Origin of the sequence: Comamonas jiangduensis, from assembly GCF_030162955.1 — a bacterium.
GTDB classification, from domain to species: Bacteria; Pseudomonadota; Gammaproteobacteria; order Burkholderiales; family Burkholderiaceae_C; genus Comamonas; species Comamonas jiangduensis.
Genome location: NZ_JARXOV010000001.1, coordinates 38,609 through 58,187, shown reverse-complemented (window position 1 = coordinate 58,187; position 19,579 = coordinate 38,609). Strand labels below are relative to the sequence as shown.

The 19,579-nt window shown below is 54.8% G+C and carries 16 protein-coding genes; 4 read left to right on the top strand and 12 right to left on the bottom strand.

The window, feature by feature from the left end:
* Window positions 1-88 precede the first annotated feature (88 nt).
* The 6 genes from QEP12_RS00245 to QEP12_RS00220 all read right to left on the bottom strand — a co-directional run bounded on the left by QEP12_RS00245 (window position 89) and on the right by QEP12_RS00220 (window position 8,584).
* Window positions 89-1,171 carry an IS5 family transposase gene (locus tag QEP12_RS00245; RefSeq protein ID WP_284213144.1) on the bottom strand — a complete coding sequence of 361 codons (1,083 nt, stop codon included), beginning with the start codon at window positions 1,169-1,171 and terminating at the stop codon, window positions 89-91.
* A 568-nt stretch (window positions 1,172-1,739) separates the two neighbouring features.
* Entirely contained in the window at window positions 1,740-2,750 is a 1,011-nt protein-coding gene (locus QEP12_RS00240; protein WP_284212991.1) for an FAD:protein FMN transferase, read from the bottom strand.
* Window positions 2,731-4,941 (bottom strand): PepSY domain-containing protein, encoded by a 2,211-nt coding sequence (locus tag QEP12_RS00235; protein ID WP_284212990.1) that lies wholly within the window; start codon window positions 4,939-4,941, stop codon window positions 2,731-2,733. The genes QEP12_RS00240 and QEP12_RS00235 overlap by 20 nt, the downstream gene beginning before the upstream one ends.
* A 10-nt stretch (window positions 4,942-4,951) precedes the next feature.
* Entirely contained in the window at window positions 4,952-5,428 is a 477-nt protein-coding gene (locus tag QEP12_RS00230; protein ID WP_284212989.1) for a DUF2271 domain-containing protein, read from the bottom strand.
* A 33-nt stretch (window positions 5,429-5,461) separates the two neighbouring features.
* Complete coding sequence (locus QEP12_RS00225; protein WP_284212988.1) at window positions 5,462-5,881, bottom strand: PepSY domain-containing protein; 420 nt, start codon at window positions 5,879-5,881, stop codon at window positions 5,462-5,464.
* A gap of 753 nt (window positions 5,882-6,634) precedes the next feature.
* Window positions 6,635-8,584: a sensor domain-containing diguanylate cyclase gene (locus QEP12_RS00220; RefSeq protein ID WP_284212987.1), complete on the bottom strand. Its 1,950-nt coding sequence runs from the start codon at window positions 8,582-8,584 to the stop codon at window positions 6,635-6,637.
* Here QEP12_RS00220 and QEP12_RS00215 point away from each other — a divergent pair.
* Window positions 8,552-10,306, top strand: coding sequence for an ABC transporter substrate-binding protein (locus QEP12_RS00215; RefSeq protein ID WP_284212986.1), 1,755 nt, complete (start codon window positions 8,552-8,554; stop codon window positions 10,304-10,306). The genes QEP12_RS00220 and QEP12_RS00215 overlap by 33 nt on opposite strands.
* A gap of 459 nt (window positions 10,307-10,765) precedes the next feature.
* Here the strand turns inward: QEP12_RS00215 and QEP12_RS00210 are convergent, their stop codons facing one another.
* A complete protein-coding gene (locus QEP12_RS00210) occupies window positions 10,766-11,107 on the bottom strand; it encodes a hypothetical protein (protein WP_284212985.1) in 342 nt (113 codons plus the stop codon).
* A 328-nt stretch (window positions 11,108-11,435) separates the two neighbouring features.
* On the opposite strand from QEP12_RS00210, the gene QEP12_RS00205 reads away from it, so the two are divergent.
* From QEP12_RS00205 to QEP12_RS00195, 3 genes are all read left to right on the top strand, one after another.
* Window positions 11,436-12,002 carry a VOC family protein gene (locus tag QEP12_RS00205; protein ID WP_284212984.1) on the top strand — a complete coding sequence of 189 codons (567 nt, stop codon included), beginning with the start codon at window positions 11,436-11,438 and terminating at the stop codon, window positions 12,000-12,002.
* 52 nt (window positions 12,003-12,054) lie between these two features.
* On the top strand, window positions 12,055-12,903 hold the full coding sequence (locus QEP12_RS00200) for a fumarylacetoacetate hydrolase family protein (RefSeq protein ID WP_284212983.1): 849 nt from the start codon (window positions 12,055-12,057) through the stop codon (window positions 12,901-12,903).
* 644 nt (window positions 12,904-13,547) lie between these two features.
* Window positions 13,548-14,312 (top strand): IclR family transcriptional regulator, encoded by a 765-nt coding sequence (locus QEP12_RS00195; protein WP_348521118.1) that lies wholly within the window; start codon window positions 13,548-13,550, stop codon window positions 14,310-14,312.
* Here QEP12_RS00195 and QEP12_RS00190 read toward each other — a convergent pair.
* The 5 genes from QEP12_RS00190 to QEP12_RS00170 all read right to left on the bottom strand — a co-directional run bounded on the left by QEP12_RS00190 (window position 14,309) and on the right by QEP12_RS00170 (window position 19,559).
* Window positions 14,309-14,713 (bottom strand): nuclear transport factor 2 family protein, encoded by a 405-nt coding sequence (locus tag QEP12_RS00190; RefSeq protein WP_284212981.1) that lies wholly within the window; start codon window positions 14,711-14,713, stop codon window positions 14,309-14,311. The genes QEP12_RS00195 and QEP12_RS00190 overlap by 4 nt on opposite strands.
* A 313-nt stretch (window positions 14,714-15,026) precedes the next feature.
* Window positions 15,027-16,151: a porin gene (locus QEP12_RS00185; RefSeq protein ID WP_284212980.1), complete on the bottom strand. Its 1,125-nt coding sequence runs from the start codon at window positions 16,149-16,151 to the stop codon at window positions 15,027-15,029.
* 553 nt (window positions 16,152-16,704) lie between these two features.
* A complete protein-coding gene (gene mhpA / locus QEP12_RS00180) occupies window positions 16,705-18,330 on the bottom strand; it encodes a bifunctional 3-(3-hydroxy-phenyl)propionate/3-hydroxycinnamic acid hydroxylase MhpA (RefSeq protein ID WP_284212979.1) in 1,626 nt (541 codons plus the stop codon).
* Between the two features lie 12 nt (window positions 18,331-18,342).
* On the bottom strand, window positions 18,343-19,101 hold the full coding sequence (locus QEP12_RS00175) for an HpcH/HpaI aldolase family protein (protein ID WP_284212978.1): 759 nt from the start codon (window positions 19,099-19,101) through the stop codon (window positions 18,343-18,345).
* Window positions 19,098-19,559, bottom strand: a complete 462-nt coding sequence (locus QEP12_RS00170; RefSeq protein ID WP_284212977.1) for a nuclear transport factor 2 family protein — start codon at window positions 19,557-19,559, stop codon at window positions 19,098-19,100. Before QEP12_RS00170 ends, QEP12_RS00175 begins: the two co-directional genes overlap by 4 nt.
* Between the last annotated feature and the right edge of the window lie 20 nt (window positions 19,560-19,579).

Below are 19,579 nucleotides of genomic sequence, written 5' to 3'. Positions count from 1 at the left end.
TTCAGAAGCAAAGGCGTGAATTGAGCGTTCCAACTGTTTAAAACGACGATTTGAAGCAATGCAGGCCCTTTGGGGCCTGCATTGCCCATCAATTCGCTGCTTGAACACGCACCTGTGTCTTTGAAGGCTTGGATTTGTAGAAGGAATCTACCCCTCGCTCCAAGAACGATGCCAAGCGTTTGAGGTTGTAGCAGGCAGCCATTAACACCATGGTCGCACTGGCCCTAGCTTGACCTATGGTGCGCAAGAACTTGCCGCCCATGTGCCGTATGCCAGCAAACACGTGCTCAACCTTGGCTCTTCGCTTGGCAATGCGGTGATTGCGCCGCTGCTGGCAGGCGCTCAGCGGCTTGTTTTTCTGGGCCTTGCGCTGGATGCCTTCTTTGAAACCCAAGGTCTTGAGCATGGCCAAGCGCTGGGCACTTGGGTATGCTTTGTCTGCGTTGACTTCTTTGCCCGTGTTGTTGACATCAAGCACTTCTTCAAAGTGGTGTCCATCGTGCTCGCTGGCGGTGCCTGTAGCCACGCCACGGATAAAGCCATGCTTGTGGTCCACACTCACGCTGAGCTTGTAGCCAAAGTAGCCTTTGCCATGCTTTTTGGTATGTGTGGCATCCACGTCTTTTTGTCTGCGCCGGGCTTCACTCCACGCAGGTTGCTGGCCATCAGCCAGCTCGCAGCGCTCGGCCTTGTTGATGCGCTGCACAGGCGCTGCAACCAGTGTGGCATCGATCGCTTGGCCGCCTCGGGCCATAAAGCCGTGACTGTGCAACTGCGCATCCACACCATGCAGCAAGGCTGTTGCACCATCCACACCAATGCGCTCACCAAAGCGCCAGATGGTGTTGCGGTCAGGTACGTTCCTGGCGTTTTGCAGCAGGCAAAAACGCTGGTAGCTCGTGCGGTCGAGCAACTGGAACTCCATCTGCTCATCGGACAGGTTGTACAACCGTTTGAGCACCAAGATGCGCACCATGACTTCGGTGGGATACGCCGGCCTGCCGCCCTTACGCCCATCACTGCGCTCAATCAAGGCATCAGCCAGTGCCGCCAATTGCGCAAAGTCTATGTGGCGGGCTATCACCTGCAGCGGATCCCCCACCTCATCGAGTTTGCCTTTGCGGCAGGTATCAGCAAACAGGTCGAACTTCAGGGCGCTGCGTGGGGTGATCATGTTCTGAATTTACTGCATGCCGCCCGCCTCAACTGGCTTAAGTTGCCGAGGTTTTGAGAGGCTCCCTATGGAAAACAATCTGTTTTGCACCCTAACTTCTTTGTAAGAAAAACGGAAATCTCACAATGTGTAAAATTAAGTTGTTCAAGGTAATTAAAAGCAAAAAAATCGCATCCAGGATAATCATCAAATCTAAAAAACCAACAAACTGCCAAAATAAAATAGAACCTATGCAAAACAAGCAAAGCATAATTATTTTTTATCGACCAAAAGCGCGAAGAAACCATTAAAAACCAAGAGCTTTAAAGCATCGATAAATATTAATAGCAACTTGGATGAACATAAAAATATTATTCCAGCAAGTTGTCACTCATGAATTTATTTAAATTATTTTTTTGCTGCATGCTTGTTTATGAGCAGCACAAGAAAAATTTTTTGCATGGAGAAGTAATAGCAGACGAGCAGGCCTTCTAGTTCAGGGCCCATAGAAGCCCATAAACCAGCAAGATTTGCTGAAGAAATTAATGCAGAAGCTGCAAAATCATCGCTGCTGTCGGCACGCCACTTACCTATTTCGATTGACCCGATCAGTACACTGGAACGGAGCAGTCGAGTTGCCAAACCTGCCCAACCCCACCTCCGTCAACCCTCGCGCATGACGGAGCAAGAAGAGCACATCCATGCCCATCCGCTGTGCCATCGCCAGCCCTTCATCAGGGCCTGCAACCAGCAAGGCCGTGGCCCAGGCATCCGCCTGCATGCAAGTGCGTGCCAGCACGGTGACGGAAGCTACGGCGTTGTTCACGGGAGCACCTCTGCGTGCATCCATGGTGTGTGACAAGCGCTGCTTACCCACCTCCAGATAACGGCGGTAGTCACCCGAGGTGGCCACGGCCAGATCTTCCAGTTCAATCACACTGTGTACTGTGCGGCGGCCAGTCTCAGGGCTTTCCAATGCCACGGCCCAGGGCATGCCGCTGGCCTGGGGGCCCACAGCACGCAGCTCCCCATCCAGCGCCACCAGCGCATGCTGCACGCCGTGCTGGTGCAGCACATCGGCCATGCGGTCTACCGCGTATCCTTTCGCAATGCCGCACAAGTCGATTTGCAACGGCGCATGCTTGCGAACACGGCCTGCCGCTTTGTCCAGCTCCAGGCATCCGTGCGCAGCAAGGGGCAAAGACTGGCGTGCTGCGCGAATGGCTTGCGCATCGGGCGTCTCGCGCACCGCACCAAACCCCCAGGCATCGACCAAAGCACCCACGCAGGGATGGAATGCACCTGCACTCAGGCGTTGCACCTCCAGCGCGCAGTCCAGCACCTCCAAAATTTCAGGAGAGAGGGGCACCCATTCATCCACAGGCGCACGGTTCAGGCGCACCAGGTCGCTGTGCGGTTTCCAGGGCGACATCTGTGTATCCACTTGCTCCACCGCAGCAGCAAGGTTTTGCCGCAAGACAGGCAGCTCAACAGCTGGGCCCGCGTCGATACAGACAGACCAGCGAGTGCCCATCGTCGGGCCATGCAATGTCATGCGCTGGCTACGGAGTGCCGCTTCAGAAGACATCTTCGGCATAGCGCTCCTCGGCTTTCAGCGTGGCAACGCTCGATCCCAGTGGTTGCAGTACCGCATCCAGTGCCTCGGCGACGCCTTGGGCCATGGCACGGCTGCCGCACACACGCACGATGGCGCCTTGGGTGATCAATACCCGCATGCGCTCGGCATCACGGTGGAGGGCGTTTTGCACATAGCCACCGCCATCGGGGATACGAGAGAACGTCGTTTGCAGCGTGGTCAAGCGTCCTTCTGCCAGCCATTGTTGAATTTCAGGGGCAAAGTAAAAATCTCGCGCGGGATCACGCGCTCCAAAATAAAGATGCATGGGTAGCAGACGGTCGTTACGGCGAATAAAACCGGCCAGCGGAGCCACTCCCGTGCCCGCGCCGATCAGAATCACCGGTCGTGTGGATCGCGGCAGGGCAAACCCAGGATTGGATCGGATAAAAGCCTGGATCTGATCCCCGTGGTGCAGGTTCAGCAAGTGTGTAGAGCACTGGCCAGCAGGCATCTGGCGCACGCAGATTTCCAGAAACCCGTCGTCCCAGCCTGACGCCAACGAGTAGTAGCGCGGCACCATCGATCCTGGGGGCAGGATGCCCACCAAATCACCGGCGGCAAATCGCGCCAGTCCTTGCCCACGCAGGCGAGCCCCCTGAGTCTGTACCGGCCATGCAAAGCGCAGAATGGCTGTGGCTTGCCCTGAAGCTGCGCAGTAGTCTTGCCGCGCGATCAGCGTGAGCGCCGTGGTTGGCGGCACCCGTGGGACATGCTCCAGCACCAACGGCTCACCCAGCGCTTGCCCCAGAGAAGCACCCCAGCGCGCAAATTGCTGGCCCGATTGCTGGTGGATGCACTCGATGGGCAGCAACGACGGCCAGCCTTGCGCACGCAGGGTTTGATCCAGCGCTTTGGCAAACGCGCAGAAGGCGGGGAACTGCCGGTCGCCAAACCCCAACACGGTGACGGGCACCGCACTGGTATTCGGCTGCAGGGTGATGCGCTCCAAGGTGTGGCGGGCATGGGCCGGAGCCTGCCCTTCGCCATAGGTCGCGGCGAGCACAAACACCTGCCGCGTCGCGGGTGTCACTTGAAAGTGCTCCAGCGCGCTGGTGTGCACACGGTGCCCCCTCTGGCGCAGCGCATCTTGCAGCGTTTGGGCAAACCCCCAGGTGCTGCCGCCTTCACTGGCAACAAAGATGAGCACATCTGCCTGGGCCAGCGGGGCATTGCCCGTGATGCGGGGTGCCAGGCGGCGTGCTTGCCACCATATGACGATGCCTGACCACCAGAACAACAGCACACTGGCACCCGCCAAACCCAAGATGACCGCCCAGAGCCACGCCATTTCACCGGTGTGCAGCACCAGCGCCAAGTCGTACACACGTTGCGCCAAGGTGGCCTCCTGCCAGGCCAGCATCTGGCCAGAGTACCGGTCGATCCACCCTTGCCCTTGGGCGGTCACCACCTGCCACGTGTCCTGCGGGTCTGTGGCGTACGGCATATTCAGCTTGCGCAAATCTTTGGCCACAATGCTTTGCAGCGCCGTAAGCTTTGCACCTGGCATATCTGGCTGGCCGGTGACCACCGACAGCACCTCGGGCTCCACACGGGTATCCAGCTCGACCAGCCCGAGCGTCGATGCGCTCATGGTAAGAGCGGTGATGGAGGAGAGGCAAAGAATGGCAAGCACGACGCGCCCTGTCACCACGTGCATACGCTGCGCCAGCGAGCCACGCACGCGCCCAGCCAGCCGACGCCAACCGCCCATGCGTCGCAGCAGCAGCACCCAGGCAGAAATGCACAGCAGCCCCATGGTCAGCGCAACAGCTGCTGCGCCCCAGCGCCCGGCGTCACCCAGCAGCAGAGAACGGTGCAAATTCTTCACCCAACGCGGCAGTGACGACGGCTGCCATGCACCCAGCACCCGACCATCAGCGGGGTCTACATACGACGCCTGGGGCTGATCCCCCGTAAAACTGAAGGCCACGATGGCGCCTGAGGGAAGCCGCCGGATTTCTTCCACGCCCGGTACGGTATGGGTCACACGATCCACCAGCGTAGCCACGGGCAAATCGCCTGGAACCGCCGGAGCCTCCCAGGCTTGCTGTACCGGATCAATTGCCAGCACAGCGCCACTGAGTCCCAGCACCACCGCCAGGGCTCCCAAGGTCAGCCCCAGCCAGCGATGAATTACTTTCCAGGCCATGTGTGTCTCTTTACTGGAATTGGAAGGTGGCCGACTGGATGTACTGCTTGCCAGACTGGGGCTTACCCGCATTGGTACTGGACAGCGGAATACGCACCTCCGATGGGCTGTCCCGCATGTCTTCGGCCGCTGCGTCGATGCGGATTTCATAGCCAGCGTCGATCAGCACATCGGCCAGATCGGCCGTCACCTTGAGCGTACGCCCCGCACCCACGCTGGCACCAGTGACCCCGTTCAGACGTTTGGCATCACCGGCCGAGAGCCGGTTCCAGTCTGCCAAGTGTTTGTAGTACTTGGCCTTGCCACCAGCCACCCACAGGGTGCGGACATACGTGCCCTTGGCATCGGTCAAGTACGCAGCCAGGTAAGCGCCATCACCACCGTAGTTCTTGAGCTGTGCGGTCAATGTGAGTGGGCGGCTGTGCGCCAGTGTGGGGAGAGCCAGCGCACAGGCAGTGGCCAAAATGGTAGATATGGGCTTGGACATGGTGATACTCCTCGTGAGAATGAAGAACAGCAGTTACTCAACCTGGCCACGTGGAATGGAGCCAGATGCAGGTGAGGGGGTAGACATCGGCGCGCCTTCCGATGACGGTGAGCGTTTGTACTGCTCCGCCTCACCCTCCTCGTGATCGTGCGCATGCTCCCGAGTGCGCTGGCGGTGGTCTTGCTTCATCTTCAACACCTGCAGCGTTTCCGGGTCAATCTTGGCTTTGAAGCCGCGCCCTTGGGCATCTATGCCGCGTACTTCATAGCAACCATCGTCAATCTTGAGGCGCTGAATTTGCCAGCCTTGTGCAGCCGCCATTTGACGTACCGCCTCGCGTGTCTGCCAGCGATTTAACGGTGCTTCGCAATCGTCATCCGCCCAGGTGGGCAAGGCGCTCAGACCCAGCGACAGCACCAGCAAGCTACGGCGCAAAGAAAGTGGATATTTCATCGAAAGTTCCTACAACAAATGGCCCATGCATACAGACTTGCACAGTCGACGCCTTATGACAATGCGCGGGTCACGCAACCCTCCTCCTGCTTGCGCCCATCCAAGCCAATTCCCGTTGGAACGACAGCAAGCATGGGTTCAGTTTTCTGCGTTGTGAAATTGTTGCAAGATCGTCCTGAAGGCAAGATGAACAAAGTGTTCACCGCCTGTTCATCAGCCAACGTACCACGCACCCTGAATAAGCCAGAGTGACCCTGCATGGGGCGCAATGCGCCGCTCGTTGTAAGAGCGCGCATTACTCGCCTGCTGTCACACCGAACAGATCAGCAGGACGGCTTGTAGGCGTAAAAGCCGTCCTTGACCCACAACCTGCACTTGTCTGTCTGCTCACGGATAGTGCCTGCGAGGGCGATGACATTCGGGCAGCAGCACTGCGATGCAATTTACTGCTGCCGAGGCTGCACACCCCAGACGAAGACATCCCCGGCGGTTAGATAAGAGGCAATACCGCCAGTGCAACGAAGGCAGGCAGGTGTTTCGGCGAATCGACGCTATCGTCCACTACACGTTATGACAGCCCGGATGTCGGGTACATCGCCTTTACCTCAGCGCTAATCCTTGAGCACTTGGCAAGGTAAACACGCACTCGCCGCCACACAGCCCGGTGTGATTCAGCTTGGAGGAACGCTAGCCCCACACTGGATGTGTGCAGAGGCGCCGCTCGGAGCAGCTTTCAAAAATACCCGGACAAGGTCAGTCTGGTCTTTGCACGCAGACTTGGTTACGCCCAGCACTTTTAGCTTGATACAGCGCGGTATCCGCCATTTCCAGCAAAGGGCAGGCCCTCAGACTATCGCTCTTGGTCGGTGTCATGCTGGCAACTCCGACACTGATAGTGATCACCTGGCTCTCAGGCGCAGCTTCATTTTCGATGGATTGCATTTGAACGGTCTGGCAAAGATGGGCAGCCATCTGCTGCGCCTGCGAGAGCGTGGTGTTAGGCAGCAACACCACAAACTCTTCCCCGCCAAAGCGAAATACATGATCGTGACCGCGTTGCACATGCTTTTCAAGGACTTGGGCGACTTGCTGCAGACACACATCCCCCTGCAAATGGCCATAGTGGTCGTTGTAGCCTTTGAAATGGTCAATATCAATTACCAAAACCGCCAAAGGTTGGTTTTCACGAATGGCATGTCGCCATGCTCGATCCAGCTCCTCATCCAAGGCGCGGCGGTTGGACAGCCCCGTTAAGCTGTCTTTGCGTACCTGGTGCTCTAGCAAGTTGCGGTATTGCTCCAGAGCCTGGTCTGTTGCCTTGCGTTGCGTGATGTCCTGGATGGTTCCAATGATCTTGGCTGTTTGATCGTATACAGCGACATCTTCCAGTTCGCACCAGCACTCGACAGTACGTATCTGTGCTTGCTGGTGCTGAGTACGCAGATCAAATTCAATTTTTTGCACCGTCCTGTGACGACGTACTTCCAAAAGTTTGCGCAGTATGGGTTTGATTTGTTCTGGGGGTATGTAGCGTGCGAAATCCGAGAAAGTGAGCTGCTGCAGCCCTTGCGTACCCAAGATCTCTGCCGCCATCGGAGACAGCGCGATCTTCTGGTTAGACCAATCAATCGAGAAAAAGCCCAGCAATGCCGTTTTCTGTGCTCGCTCCAGCCACCTCATGTGGTTTTCGAGTTCGAGTTTGAGCCCATGTTCGCGCTTTCCCGTGAGCCATATCCAGTACAGCACCGTGGACAACATGAGAAATGCTGAAACCCCAATCAGCAAGCCCAAAAAAACGCCTTCTTTGCGCTGATCGTGGGCAAACGCTTCGGTCACATCGATTTTGCTCACCAGCAACCAGGGTGAATCGGGCACCACACCACTGGCTGCCAACACCTGGTACCTGCGATAGTCAGGACCGTAAAGAACGCCACGAATACCAGCGAAGGCCTGCACCGCCACTAGGTCATCATCCTGTTCAACCGAAGCCAGCCTTTCCAATGGCTGGGAAATGCGATGCCGCAACGGATTGATGTGCACCACGTCCGAGCCTTCGCGCTGCAACAACATCGATTCTGCGGTAGCACTGCCTTGCTGAATCGCATTCAAGAGCGGGAACAGGTTGGCGCGCAAGTCCACCACCATCCACAGCGCCCCCAAAGGTTGCAAACCATCGTACAAAGGGGTGAGCACGGAGAACGTGGGGTACGCAAACTGGGCTTGTCGGTAAGGTTCAACCACCACCGCTTGCGCTTGCAGCAAGGCTTGTTGCAACGCCGCTTGTTCACGCTCAGGGAGCGTGCGCTCCTCCACGCCCGCCGTTGCTATCAGGATGCGCCCTTCTGCATCAAGTAGCAGCACCTTGGCAAATTCATTGCGCTCCGTCAGGCTGCGCAGACGGTTTTCCAAATCATCGCGCACCAGTGCTTCGTGCTGAACCAGCCAACGCGATAAAGCCTGAGCAAACAGCCTGTCGTCCATCAGCGACTCAGCTGCAGCCAGCGTGCTGGCCCGCCACTTGGCCAAACTCTGGAGTACCCGGTCGTTGTTGCTCTTGAGCCCACTCTCTATTTGGTGGCGATAACGCAGCTCACGCTCTGTATAGACGTGCATGCCTGCCCAAGCAAGTACAACTTGCACGATGACCACGACTGCGATCACATGCCAGAGATGTTTGTCTTTGTACTGTTGAAGCTTGTGCATGCCGATTCAGCCATATGTCGGCGACCGATGGGTCATGCCGATACGCGAGTTCCCAGCTTGTCTGCAGGTTGGAAAGATAAAACCCAGCCTCTTAACATTAATACTTGGCGTCAAATAACTGCCAACAAGCAGCATGCGCTTAGTCGATTATCAGATACTGATAGATACATGCTGTATTCCCAGCCAATAACCGAGCACGCCATGCCCCCTCTCAAGCCTGCACCGAATCTTCCTCGTCGCCACTGCCTCCAGCAATTGGGTGCGGCCGGGTTGGCCGCTTGCCTGCCTCTGTCCGCAATCGCTCAAACCCGGCGTGACAGCGTGACGCTGAATATTGCACTGGAGCCTGATGGCCTTGACCCCACACGATTTGCAGCAGCCGCCTGCGGCCAAGTTGTGCTCTACAACATTTTTGAGGGCTTGGTCAAAATCAGCGAAAATGGAGCCGTCGAACCGTTGCTGGCATCCCGCTGGCAGATCGACGCCAGTCAACGCATCTACAGCTTTGAGTTAGTGCCCAATGTGCGTTTTCACGATGGTGCTCCGCTAGATGTGGAGTGCGTGCTCTTCAGCTTTCGCCAAGCACAGGCCCCGAACTCTCCAAACAAGGCCAAGAAGAGCGTCTTTGACAACATTCAGCGCATGACCGCCAAAGGCGCTCTTCGCTTCGAGCTAGAACTGCGCAATCCTGATCCGCATTTTCTTTTTCACCTGGGAGAAGCCAGCGCTGTCATCCTGCACCCTAGTTCAGCCGCCTCAGCAGCCACGCAACCGATTGGTACAGGTCCGTATGCATTTGTCAGATGGCGCAAGGGGCACAGTGTGCAAATGCGCAAGTCTGCGACCTTTCGAGCACCAGAAAAAGTAGCGATCGAGCACGCCACGTTCCGTTTTATCAATAATTTGGAAGAACAGGCTCGAGCGCTGGAGCAAGGTGAGGTGGATGTCTTCATCAATTTCATCACGCACGATCTGCACCGCTTCCACGGGGATCCACGCTACCAAGTGCTACTGGGCTCTTCCAGTGGCAAAGGCATGCTGGCCGTCAACCACCGCCACCCCGTCTTGAAAGATGTACGGGTACGCCGTGCAATCACCCATGCAATCGATCGCCAAGCTTTCGTCAGCAGCATTTTGCAAGGCAAAGGCAATGTCATCGGCAGCCACTTTGCCCCTACAGACCCTGGCTTCCTGAATCTTGCGCACCTGCATGCTTACAGCCCGGAGCGTGCCAAAGAGCTGCTCCAACAAGCTGGCGTGAAGACGCCCCTGGAACTCACGCTGACCCTGCTTCCCGTGCCGTACGCCCGCGAAGGAGGCCCCTTCATCGCCGCGTATTTGGAGAAAGTTGGCATTCGGGTGCGCCTCCAGCCAGTGACGTGGCAAGAGTGGTTCAGCCATACCTTCCAGGGCAACTTCGATCTGACGCTCATCAACCATGTCGAGCCGCTGGATCACATGATCTATGCCGATCCAGGGTATTACTTTGGCTATGACAGCGCAGATTTCCGCGACCTGACACATCGCCACACAGCATCCCGCAACCCGCGTGAGCGCCAGTTGTTGTACGCCGCCATGCAACGGTATTTAGCCCAGGATGCAGCCAACGTCTGGTTGTTCAATTCACAAGTCAGCGCAGTCGCACGCAAGGGCTTGCAGGGCCTTTGGATGAACTACCCCATCTATACGCACGATATTGCGTCTTTACGCTGGACCAGTTAGGCGCCGCAGGCGATGCGCTGCAGCGTGGAGTTGGCCACCGCCGCATTGGCGCGCGCACCATCGCTGCCCATGATTCGCTTGGTATGCAACGAACATGCTTTCCCCGGGAGAGTACCGTCTCACCCTGCTGTATCGACCGGCTAAATCTCAGGAATCCAGCCCGGCAAGGCATTTTCGGGAGGCTCAGGCCACACACCTATCTGTATCGCACCAACCCAACAAAAAGCGCTCCATTGAAGCGCTTTTTTCATAGCATTTAATGCAATATCAACACTGGTTTTGAGACTTTTTTACCAAAAATAAGTGTTCTGGCTAATTAAAGTCGTAAACACGGAGTGTGGATTCATGCGGCTTTCAAGAGGGACAACTGAAGCAACTGTTCGCCTAATGTCGTAAACACAAAATCGTGCTCGGGCAACAAGTCATCGTCGTATCTATCAAAACTATCGTACGGCCCAATCAAAGAAGTGGATAACGTTCTTGTATCGTCGGCTGATCTCGCTCGGGAAGACCCACAAATTCGCCATGCGGCTGAAGATGAGGAGCATCCAACATGACAGCCTTTTTGAAATGAGGCCGGTGACAAATCACATTACGTGAGGCAGTAGTTACCCGCCTTACCCTCATGCTGAAGCGCCTCTTTCCAGTGATTTGACCAGCAGGCTTGGGCGTCAACACAATGGCTTCATTCTTGATGCAAACAAACACTCTTTGGCCCGCGCGGAAACCATGGCCTGTCGGAAGCGCAACAAGCCCATTTGCACCGATCATGCACGCCCAGTTTAAGGATGATTTCTTCATACGCTTCTCCACAAAAGCCATGAGATAGGAAGAGGTGAGCAACGCTGCACGCCGAGGCCGATGTTAGGACTCTACTCTCTCGTCTTTGACATCTTCCTTACCTTTGTCCTCACCCGGCGTTGTTTCACAAATCCAGTTTGAGGCGAGTTACACCAAACCCCAGCCGTGGCTATGACACGGCTGGGGGGCGCTCGTTACAAACTAGCTATATGCAACAGCTACATAAAAACCCTAACAGGGGTTTTACCATGAGGCTACAAATTATCTTTATTTGATAAAAAATACTTGTTATGATTTAAAAATCGACATATTTTTATCTTTTTATCAAATGACAGCACCCCAAACACTTGAGGTTAAGTTCAGCCACTTTGGCTTTCATGTGCAGGATCTGGAGGGCATGGCGAATTTTTACAAAGCTGTCCTTCAATTCACGGAGACCGATCGAGGCGGCTTGGGGGCTTTTCAGTTAATTTTCCTGAGCCGCGATCCTGATACACATCACCAGTTGGCATTGCTGACCGGCCGCCCTGACGATGTCCAAGCATTTAATCCGATCAACCAAATCTCCTTCCAAGTACCTGACATGCCTAACCTACGTCAGGTGTACCAACGTGCATTGGCTGCAGGTGCAAGTGATATGCAAGCGACGACACATGGCAATGCTGTTTCTTTGTACTTCCGAGATCCCGAAGGCAATCGCATCGAGGTGTTCATGGACACCCCTTGGTACTGCTACCAACCCTTGCGTGAACCCATCGACTTTGACACCAGCGATGAGCAAGTGATGGAGCAAGCCGAAGCCATCGCCAAGCGCACCCCTCGCTTTATGCCACGTGCCGAATGGCGTGCAGAGATGCAAGTTCGCATGAACCGCGACCAAGGCCGCACCGCTTAAAGATTTTTGCGCACCGCGCAGTACATATCCACCTTGAACCACAGAGGACAGCATGAAACTTATTAGCTTTGAACACCAAGGCCGCGCCACTTACGGAGCCGTTGTTGGAAATAACGTTTGGGATTTAGGTCAAGCACTCGGCGCACAGGCACCTGACCTGAAGAGCCTGATTGCCAACAAGCTACAAGCCGCTGCGGCGCAAGTGGTGGCATCTCAACCATCCACGTTGAAGTTTGACCAACTGACTTTGCTGCCCGTGGTGCCTAACCCAGGCAAGATCTTGTGCATTGGCCTGAACTACGGAGAACACGTGCGCGAAACAGGCAAGACCATCACAGAAAGTCCTGTGATCTTCATGCGTCTCAATGAATCGCAAGTCGCCCATGGTCAAGATATTGTGCGCCCACCAGAGTCAAACCGCCTCGACTACGAAGGTGAGATTGCCATCGTGATCGGCAAGGGTGGTCGCCGTATCAGCGAAGCTGATTCTTGGGATCACATTGCAGGCTACTCCTGCTACAACGACGGTAGCATTCGTGACTGGCAAGTAGCTACTTCCCAGTGGGGCCCCGGCAAGAACTTCTGGCGCACCGGTGGCTTTGGCCCTTGGATGGTGACTTCGGACGAAATCGCTCCAAATCAGAACATGACGTTGACCACTCGCTTGAACGGCCAAGTCATGCAACAAGCGACAACGGACATGATGATTCACAGCATCCCTCGCCAAATCGCCTACATCTCGACATTCATTCCCTTGGAAGCAGGCGATGTGATCGTGACCGGTACCCCAGGTGGCGTGGGGAACAAACGTACACCTCCTGTATTCATGCAGCCCGGTGATGTGGTCGAAATTGAAGTGGATGCAGTTGGCATTTTGCGCAACGGTATTCGCGACGAATAAAGAAAAGTTGCGCCGATTTTTAAACAACTAACTCAGCGAGATCTCTGCCCGTAAAATGGTTTGATATAGGCCTAACTTGGAGAGATCTATGACTTCTAGTCACGTTGCAAACAAGGCGCTGTCTTCAAGGACAAGGTTGCACTTAGATGACCGGCAGCGTCTGCTCTCTATCGATATGGATTGAACGTTGATAGATTTAAAAGCGACAATCCATGTGATGAAGCAAAAAGCGCATAGTAGTCCATGCATGAACTTATGATCCATAGTCATCAAAGTCGGAGCAAGTGATGTTGGAGCCTCTAAAGGAAACGGCGCTGAACACTATGAGTTTTTGGCTACAAGATCCACGCTAATTCCTTGCAACCACGGTTATTGGTAAACACCATTAGTTAAAGCAAGTTAATTCAGCAGTTCGGCACACTGAAAGCTGCCTAACAAGCCGGGCGTTGCATGAACTCAAAGTGATATGGTCACGACTAATGACGTCACAGCCTCTATGACATTCTTGGCCTTTCACTAGGTGCAACTAATTACACGCATAGACTTGGTCATCGATGGCGGTCGACTGATTCCATAAGCATTGATTTTTTTTACTGGCCATCGCACCGAATTGATCATTGCGAAGGCTTTGCTTTTAATACGTCATGTCTAGCCTTACACGCATGCTTTCTGTCTTGGATTTATTCACCCAAGACTACGTAACATGGAGTGCTGATGAAGTCGCTTTGCAGCTAGATTGCTCCATTCCAACTGCTTACCGCTACCTTCGAGAACTCACTGAATCTCGGTTGCTACGTACGGCAAGCACCGGACGCTATGCGCTCGGGAATCGCATCATAGAGCTTGACTATCAATTGCGAAGTGGTGATCCTTTAATCCAAGCCAGTTGTGGACCTATGAAGGATTTAGCCCAACAAGTGGAATGTGACGTTGCTCTGGTCATGCTGAGCGGCGACCATGTTCTGACCATCCACTACGAGCCTTATGGCACACAAATGCGAGCCAGCTATGGGCGGGGGCGACGAATGCCCAGCTTTAAAGGGGCTATGTCGCTTGCCGTGCTATCTAGCTTGAGCAAGCCCCAGTTGCGCAAGTTATTGCAAAAAAATTCTACCGAACTAGATATCTCTGCAAGTGTTGATGCTTCTTTAGAAACACTGAGCCAAACACTGAAAATAATACGCAAACAAGGCTATGCCACCAGTTTGGGAGTGCTGGATCCACACAATGCGGGTATTGCAATTGCGCTAGAAATTGCAGAGCAATCAATCTACTGCGGCCTTGGCCTGGTGATGTCGTCAGAGCGTTTTCGCTTGCTAGAAACAGAGAAGGCCAAAGAGTGGCTGCAGCAATGCCGCGCCCAAATTTTTTATCAATTGGAATCGCCAACTACGCTGTATAACGCTTAGGCATTCGCCACTGGTGTGCCTTGATGCAAGGCGAGTCGGAGCACCCCATTTGCCTGTAACACCCAAACGGTTACATAACTGCTGGATACTTGGCGTTGGGTATTGGCAACCACAATCTGTGCATCCATCTTCCCCCACAGCGCCCAAGTATTAGCATCTACGGGCAACACTTTGACGGGCTGTAACTTGACCGCTTGATATTGGATGCGCCCAGTCTCTATCTTTTCTATCAATGACTGTCGATCGTCGACTTTGCCCGATGAATGCACAAATACCAATTTTTCATCAAGAAGCGCTCCCAGCAATTTCGCGTCATTGGCTGCGAGTGCTTGCTGACGTGCAAGCTCTGCGGCTTTGACCAGCGTTTCATCACATCCAGCAGACCCTAGTTCCAAATTCATTCTTTACTTTCTCTTGCTTCAGCAATCAGCCCGATACTTCAGCAGCATTAAAAATTGCGATCAGTTGCTGATATTCAAATGGCTGCACTGCTAGCACTTGCTAAGAGCCACTTGCATGACCTCGCAAATCAAATGTTGACACCTAAGATGAGGCGAAATAGCGATGCTTCAGGCTTAGTGTTAGCAACACTACAAAAAGGTACTGGGACATGAAGTCCCAGTACAAGCTCTTCAAAGAAGGTGCATGCGAGGCTCTGATTTATTCACTCAAAAAGTGCGCAATCATCCCCAACGCACCACATACAAGCTATTTTTAGAAGACGTGTGTAAGCCCAACAGAGATAGCGCGGGCATTCTGGTTGGGAGCGGTGTCAGCAGGAGTTAATGCAAATAATGGAACTTGGTTAGCGCCATCGCTATTGCGGGTGTACACACCAAGCAAATACACACTGCTGCGCTTGCTCAAGTGATAGCGTGCAAGTGCAGCCATTTTTTGACTCTTGCCGATCGAGGCCCCACTTGAATTTTTTGTCTGTGATCCAGACAAGGACAAGCTATATGCCATGGCATTGCGGCGCATAGTACCCCCGACCAACCAGCCATTTTGCTTCGTGCCGATGCCTTCTTTGCTGTGTGAATACATGCCCATCAGCACGACATCGCCCAATGCATACTTTCCACCCAACACATATTCATCAACATTTTTCTTGGCCGCATTTTTCATTTGACCTGCCGCAAAACCGATTTGGGCTTGGCCAAATTTGTAGGCTAAACGCCCGGCAAGATAGTTTCCATCTGAAGAAATGTCAGTAGGAGTCCCATTAATCGTCGTAGTCGCATTGGATGCATTCTCACCCATAGCGTACATAAATTGGCCGGTAAGTGCGCCTTTTGCTGGCAGGGAGTATTCCACCGCGTTAGAGTGACGCAACCCGACAGCCCAAGGATTGTAACCATAGGTGGCCAGCGAGGACTGTGCAGCTTGGGAAGCGCCAAGCCCACCACCACCGAAGGGGTCAAAGTCAATATATTGACGATAGGTTGGATTAAACGTGCGCCCTAAACGCAAAGCACCCCATGCGCCCTCAAGCCCAACCCAAGACTGGCGATTGAATGTCAAAGCGCCTGCGGCAGTGCCTCCTGACGCTTGGTTGTTCGTATTGGTAGCTGAGCCTGTACCGTTATCAACTGACACGCCCGCCTCTAGCATAAAGCTGGCCTTCAGTCCCGAGCCCAAGTCCTCCGAACCGCGGAAGCCCAATCGCTGTGCCAACAAGTCGCCCGAGCGCAATGCGGTTTTGCTTTGCGCTGCTTTGGCATAGGACACGCTGGCATCTAAAATGCCATAAATAGATACATTGGATTGAGCATGTGCACTCACCATGGCACCCAGCAGGGTCGACAGCGCTAAAGCTGTGCCTTTCATTGGAAATTTCATGAGTTTGTCTCCTCTATGTATGTGCGGCCACTAAAGCCACGTTCTTGGTATTGCAGGCTCTCATCCAAATAAGGCAGCCCAGAACCTGCGGGATGGAGGGCTGTGAATGGCTGGTGCCATCGCACTTGCTCGCAGACTTGTGCCATGCACAAACCTGTGGTTGGATCAGTTGCATGAACAGCATGGGATGACCTCACGGATCCAGCCCTTGAAAGCTTGACCGTGCGGTAGATGTGCTGTGCGCGAAGGGAGCGATGAAGTGGAAGTGGAGCTCGATGGCTAGCTCTGGGGCAGCTTGCGAGACACTTCCTCATCTCTGGGCTCTTGGGCCTTTTCGGCTTTTTTTGTAAGAGCCCCGGCAGGTACTGAACTTTTTGCTGGTGTCAGTGAAACGCAGCTGAAAGTGCCGCATGGACTCTGTATGCAGCACTTTCAGAAACACCTGACCATGAGCTGCGGTTTTGTGGAATTCATAACCCCCGAGTTATGAGTCCAGCCGCAGCCTAGGGGCGGCTATGAATTGACCACCCCTTTGGCCTGATCTATCGGCTGATTAGGCCTGTGGCACGCTACAATGTGCGACAGCCAATACACGGCCGAGCACTTCGTCCAGCTCTTGCGCCAAGCATTCGGCGGCCACCACGTGGTCAGGACGCAGAATCACTGCCCCAACAGGTCGTGCGTCGAACCAAGCTTGCAAGCTGCCTTCGCCACCCAAGTCACCAACGACCGTCACACCTTCAGGTGCATTGCGGCGTGCCCAAGGCAGTTGTGCCTTAGGCACAACCTGCACAACGCGTGCGTGCAGATGTGTCAGCGCAGCGCAGTGCTTGTCCGAAATAAATGCCATCGGATTGTTGTTCCACATCAGCACGCGCCAGCCTTGGCCGGTCGCATCGTCGAGCAGCATTTCGACGCCTTCAGCATCCGTTGCACGTGGCTGCGGGAAGATGGCGCCAGCCATGCGTGGCACATCGCGCGCGGGCAGAGTTTTGAAGGTAGGCAGAGGCGTCTGCACAACCACGCCAGTGTCAAACTTAGGCTGAGGCTTGAAGGCTTGGCGGCGCATAGCTTCACGCTCTTCAGGGGTGCGGCTAGCAGCGATGCGATCGCGCTCTGCGGCCTTAACTGGATCGTGATCGGTCATTTCCTTGGCCATGCCCAGCGAGACAGCAACCATCTGCTTGACGTGACCCATACGTTCCATCTCGTAGGTGTCCAGCAACGACTCGTCGCATGCGCCATTGATCACAGCAGCCAGCTTCCAGCCAAGATTGAATGCGTCGCGGATACCTGAGTTCCAGCCCTGCCCACCCACCACAGGCATCACGTGTGCAGAGTCGCCCGCCAGGAAGATCTTGCCAATCTTGAACTGACCAGCCACACGCGCATGGTGGCGGTAAACGCGGCGACGAATGATATCCAGCTTGCGTGGATCGGGGACATGAGGTGCCAGCAGGTCGAAGATGAAGTCATCGTTATCGACCAGCGCAGGATCTTCGTGCTCGAACAACGTGAATTCCCAACGGCGGATACCGTGGGGCAGCGCAATGCTGGCATAGCTACGCTTGGGGTCACCGCCGAACACTGCATGTGGTGTTCCGATGGGGTCGTTGGCAACGTCAATCACGATGCCGCAAGATGGACGAGTCTCGCCTTCGAACGAAATATTCATTCGCATGCGAGTAGCCGATGCACCACCTTCTGCGGAGATAACATAGCTTGCGCGCAACTTTTCGCCAGTGGCTGTTGTGGCGACTACGCCAGCTTCATCTTCGTGCAAATCGACAACTTCGGTACAGAAACGCACCGATGTGCTTGGGAAACGCTTGAGGCCATCCAGCAGCACCTTATCCACCAGTGGCTGCACAAATCCGTTACGGCGGGGCCAGCCAAACTCACGCGTTGTTGGGTTGACTTCAGACAGGATTTGTCGATCGCCATTTACCATGTAGATCTTTTGATCTGGGATGGTGTGAGGTAACACCTCATCTACCAGACCCACCGTCTGCATCGCACGCAGCGCTTCGTCGTCGATACCCACAGCGCGTGGGTAGTCGATCAGTGTTTCGTTCTTCTCAACAACAAGAACCTTAACGCCCTGCTGACCCAGCAAGTTGCCCAGCATGAGGCCAACAGGCCCTGCTCCAATAATGAGAACGTCCGCATTTTTGCTCATGATGATTTCCTTTTATTTAGAGAGTGCGATCTTGAGTTCATTGATGCTGTCGCTGAAGGCGCGATTCAACAAAACGAGGTCGATACCGAACGCAACATAGTCAACCAGGCCATCAGCCAGCAATGCTGCTGTGTATGTCGATTTGCCCGAATAAATACCCAGCGTCACGCCATGAGCCTGAGTAAGTTCACGCAAGTGGAGGATCGCGTCCCGAACAGGGCCATCCTCCCAGTCACCACGCCCAGGGAGCCCATAAGAAACGGCAAGATCGGCAGGACCGATGTAGATCGAATCCAGCCCTGGAGTTGAGATGATTTCTTCCGCGCGTTCGACACCGATGCGGGTCTCAATCTGTGCAATGGTCGACACAGCAAGGTTGCCTGCTTCTGCATATGACTCACCGATGTAAAGACCGGGACGAGACGGCCCCATGCTGCGGTTACCCACGGGTAGATATTTGGTCGCTGCCACCAAGGCTTGCGCTTGTTCACGCGACTCGATAGTGGGAGCAACGATGCCACGCGCGCCACTGTCCAGCAGCCGCAGGATTGGCCCGGGGTCGGTCGAGCCAACGCGTGCCCAAGCGTACGCGTTGTCGCGAGGAATCGAACGCATGATGCCGCATGCGGCTTCAAGACCAAGTTCCCCGTGTTGAAGATCAAGGACGATGCCGTCATAGCCAGCCAGCTTCGCCCATTCAGGAATGGAAAACGCAGGCAGCGTCTGGTGCACCAATATCTTGGGGCCCCCCCCGAGAGCGGCTGCTTTCATGACTTGTTCTCACCTTCTGTGACACGCGCGGCATGCGCAGCCGCAGCGTTGCCACCAAAGACAGGCACGATCTCTCGGCGAGCAAAGCGCCACTGGCCGCCCACCTTGCGATAACGCTCGCGGAACTCGCCCACGGAAGCGGGCTGGGTCTGCGGCTGATGGGTGTCGCGGAAGGTCAAATACTGCACAGTGCCTTCGACTTCATCACCGTCCCAAACCAGGCGAATTCCGCCGATGAAATGGCGGCTGATGATGTCGGTTTGCTTCGCACGCTTAGCACCCCAAGCTTTGCTTTGCTCGCGGTTCATGGTGCCCAAAGGCCCAACGGAGATACCGTCTTCGGTATACAACTCCCACGCGGTATCTGCTTGGTTGTGATCCAGGCGGTACAGCATCTCGGAAATGAGCTGCTCAATCTCGACACGGGTGACCGCATCAACGGGGCGATAGTTACTCATTGTGTAGCTCTCTCGCTATA

Coding starts and splice junctions, on each gene's coding strand:
- QEP12_RS00240 (WP_284212991.1), bottom strand. CDS start 2,750: ATGCCGAAGATGTCTTCTGAAGCGGCACTCCGTAGCCAGCGCATGACA.
- QEP12_RS00235 (WP_284212990.1), bottom strand. CDS start 4,941: ATGGCCTGGAAAGTAATTCATCGCTGGCTGGGGCTGACCTTGGGAGCC.
- QEP12_RS00230 (WP_284212989.1), bottom strand. CDS start 5,428: ATGTCCAAGCCCATATCTACCATTTTGGCCACTGCCTGTGCGCTGGCT.
- QEP12_RS00225 (WP_284212988.1), bottom strand. CDS start 5,881: ATGAAATATCCACTTTCTTTGCGCCGTAGCTTGCTGGTGCTGTCGCTG.
- QEP12_RS00215 (WP_284212986.1), top strand. CDS start 8,552: ATGTTTGTCTTTGTACTGTTGAAGCTTGTGCATGCCGATTCAGCCATA.
- QEP12_RS00220 (WP_284212987.1), bottom strand. CDS start 8,584: ATGCACAAGCTTCAACAGTACAAAGACAAACATCTCTGGCATGTGATC.
- QEP12_RS00210 (WP_284212985.1), bottom strand. CDS start 11,107: ATGAAGAAATCATCCTTAAACTGGGCGTGCATGATCGGTGCAAATGGG.
- QEP12_RS00205 (WP_284212984.1), top strand. CDS start 11,436: ATGACAGCACCCCAAACACTTGAGGTTAAGTTCAGCCACTTTGGCTTT.
- QEP12_RS00200 (WP_284212983.1), top strand. CDS start 12,055: ATGAAACTTATTAGCTTTGAACACCAAGGCCGCGCCACTTACGGAGCC.
- QEP12_RS00195 (WP_348521118.1), top strand. CDS start 13,548: ATGTCTAGCCTTACACGCATGCTTTCTGTCTTGGATTTATTCACCCAA.
- QEP12_RS00190 (WP_284212981.1), bottom strand. CDS start 14,713: ATGAATTTGGAACTAGGGTCTGCTGGATGTGATGAAACGCTGGTCAAA.
- QEP12_RS00185 (WP_284212980.1), bottom strand. CDS start 16,151: ATGAAATTTCCAATGAAAGGCACAGCTTTAGCGCTGTCGACCCTGCTG.
- mhpA (WP_284212979.1), bottom strand. CDS start 18,330: ATGAGCAAAAATGCGGACGTTCTCATTATTGGAGCAGGGCCTGTTGGC.
- QEP12_RS00175 (WP_284212978.1), bottom strand. CDS start 19,101: ATGAAAGCAGCCGCTCTCGGGGGGGGCCCCAAGATATTGGTGCACCAG.
- QEP12_RS00170 (WP_284212977.1), bottom strand. CDS start 19,559: ATGAGTAACTATCGCCCCGTTGATGCGGTCACCCGTGTCGAGATTGAG.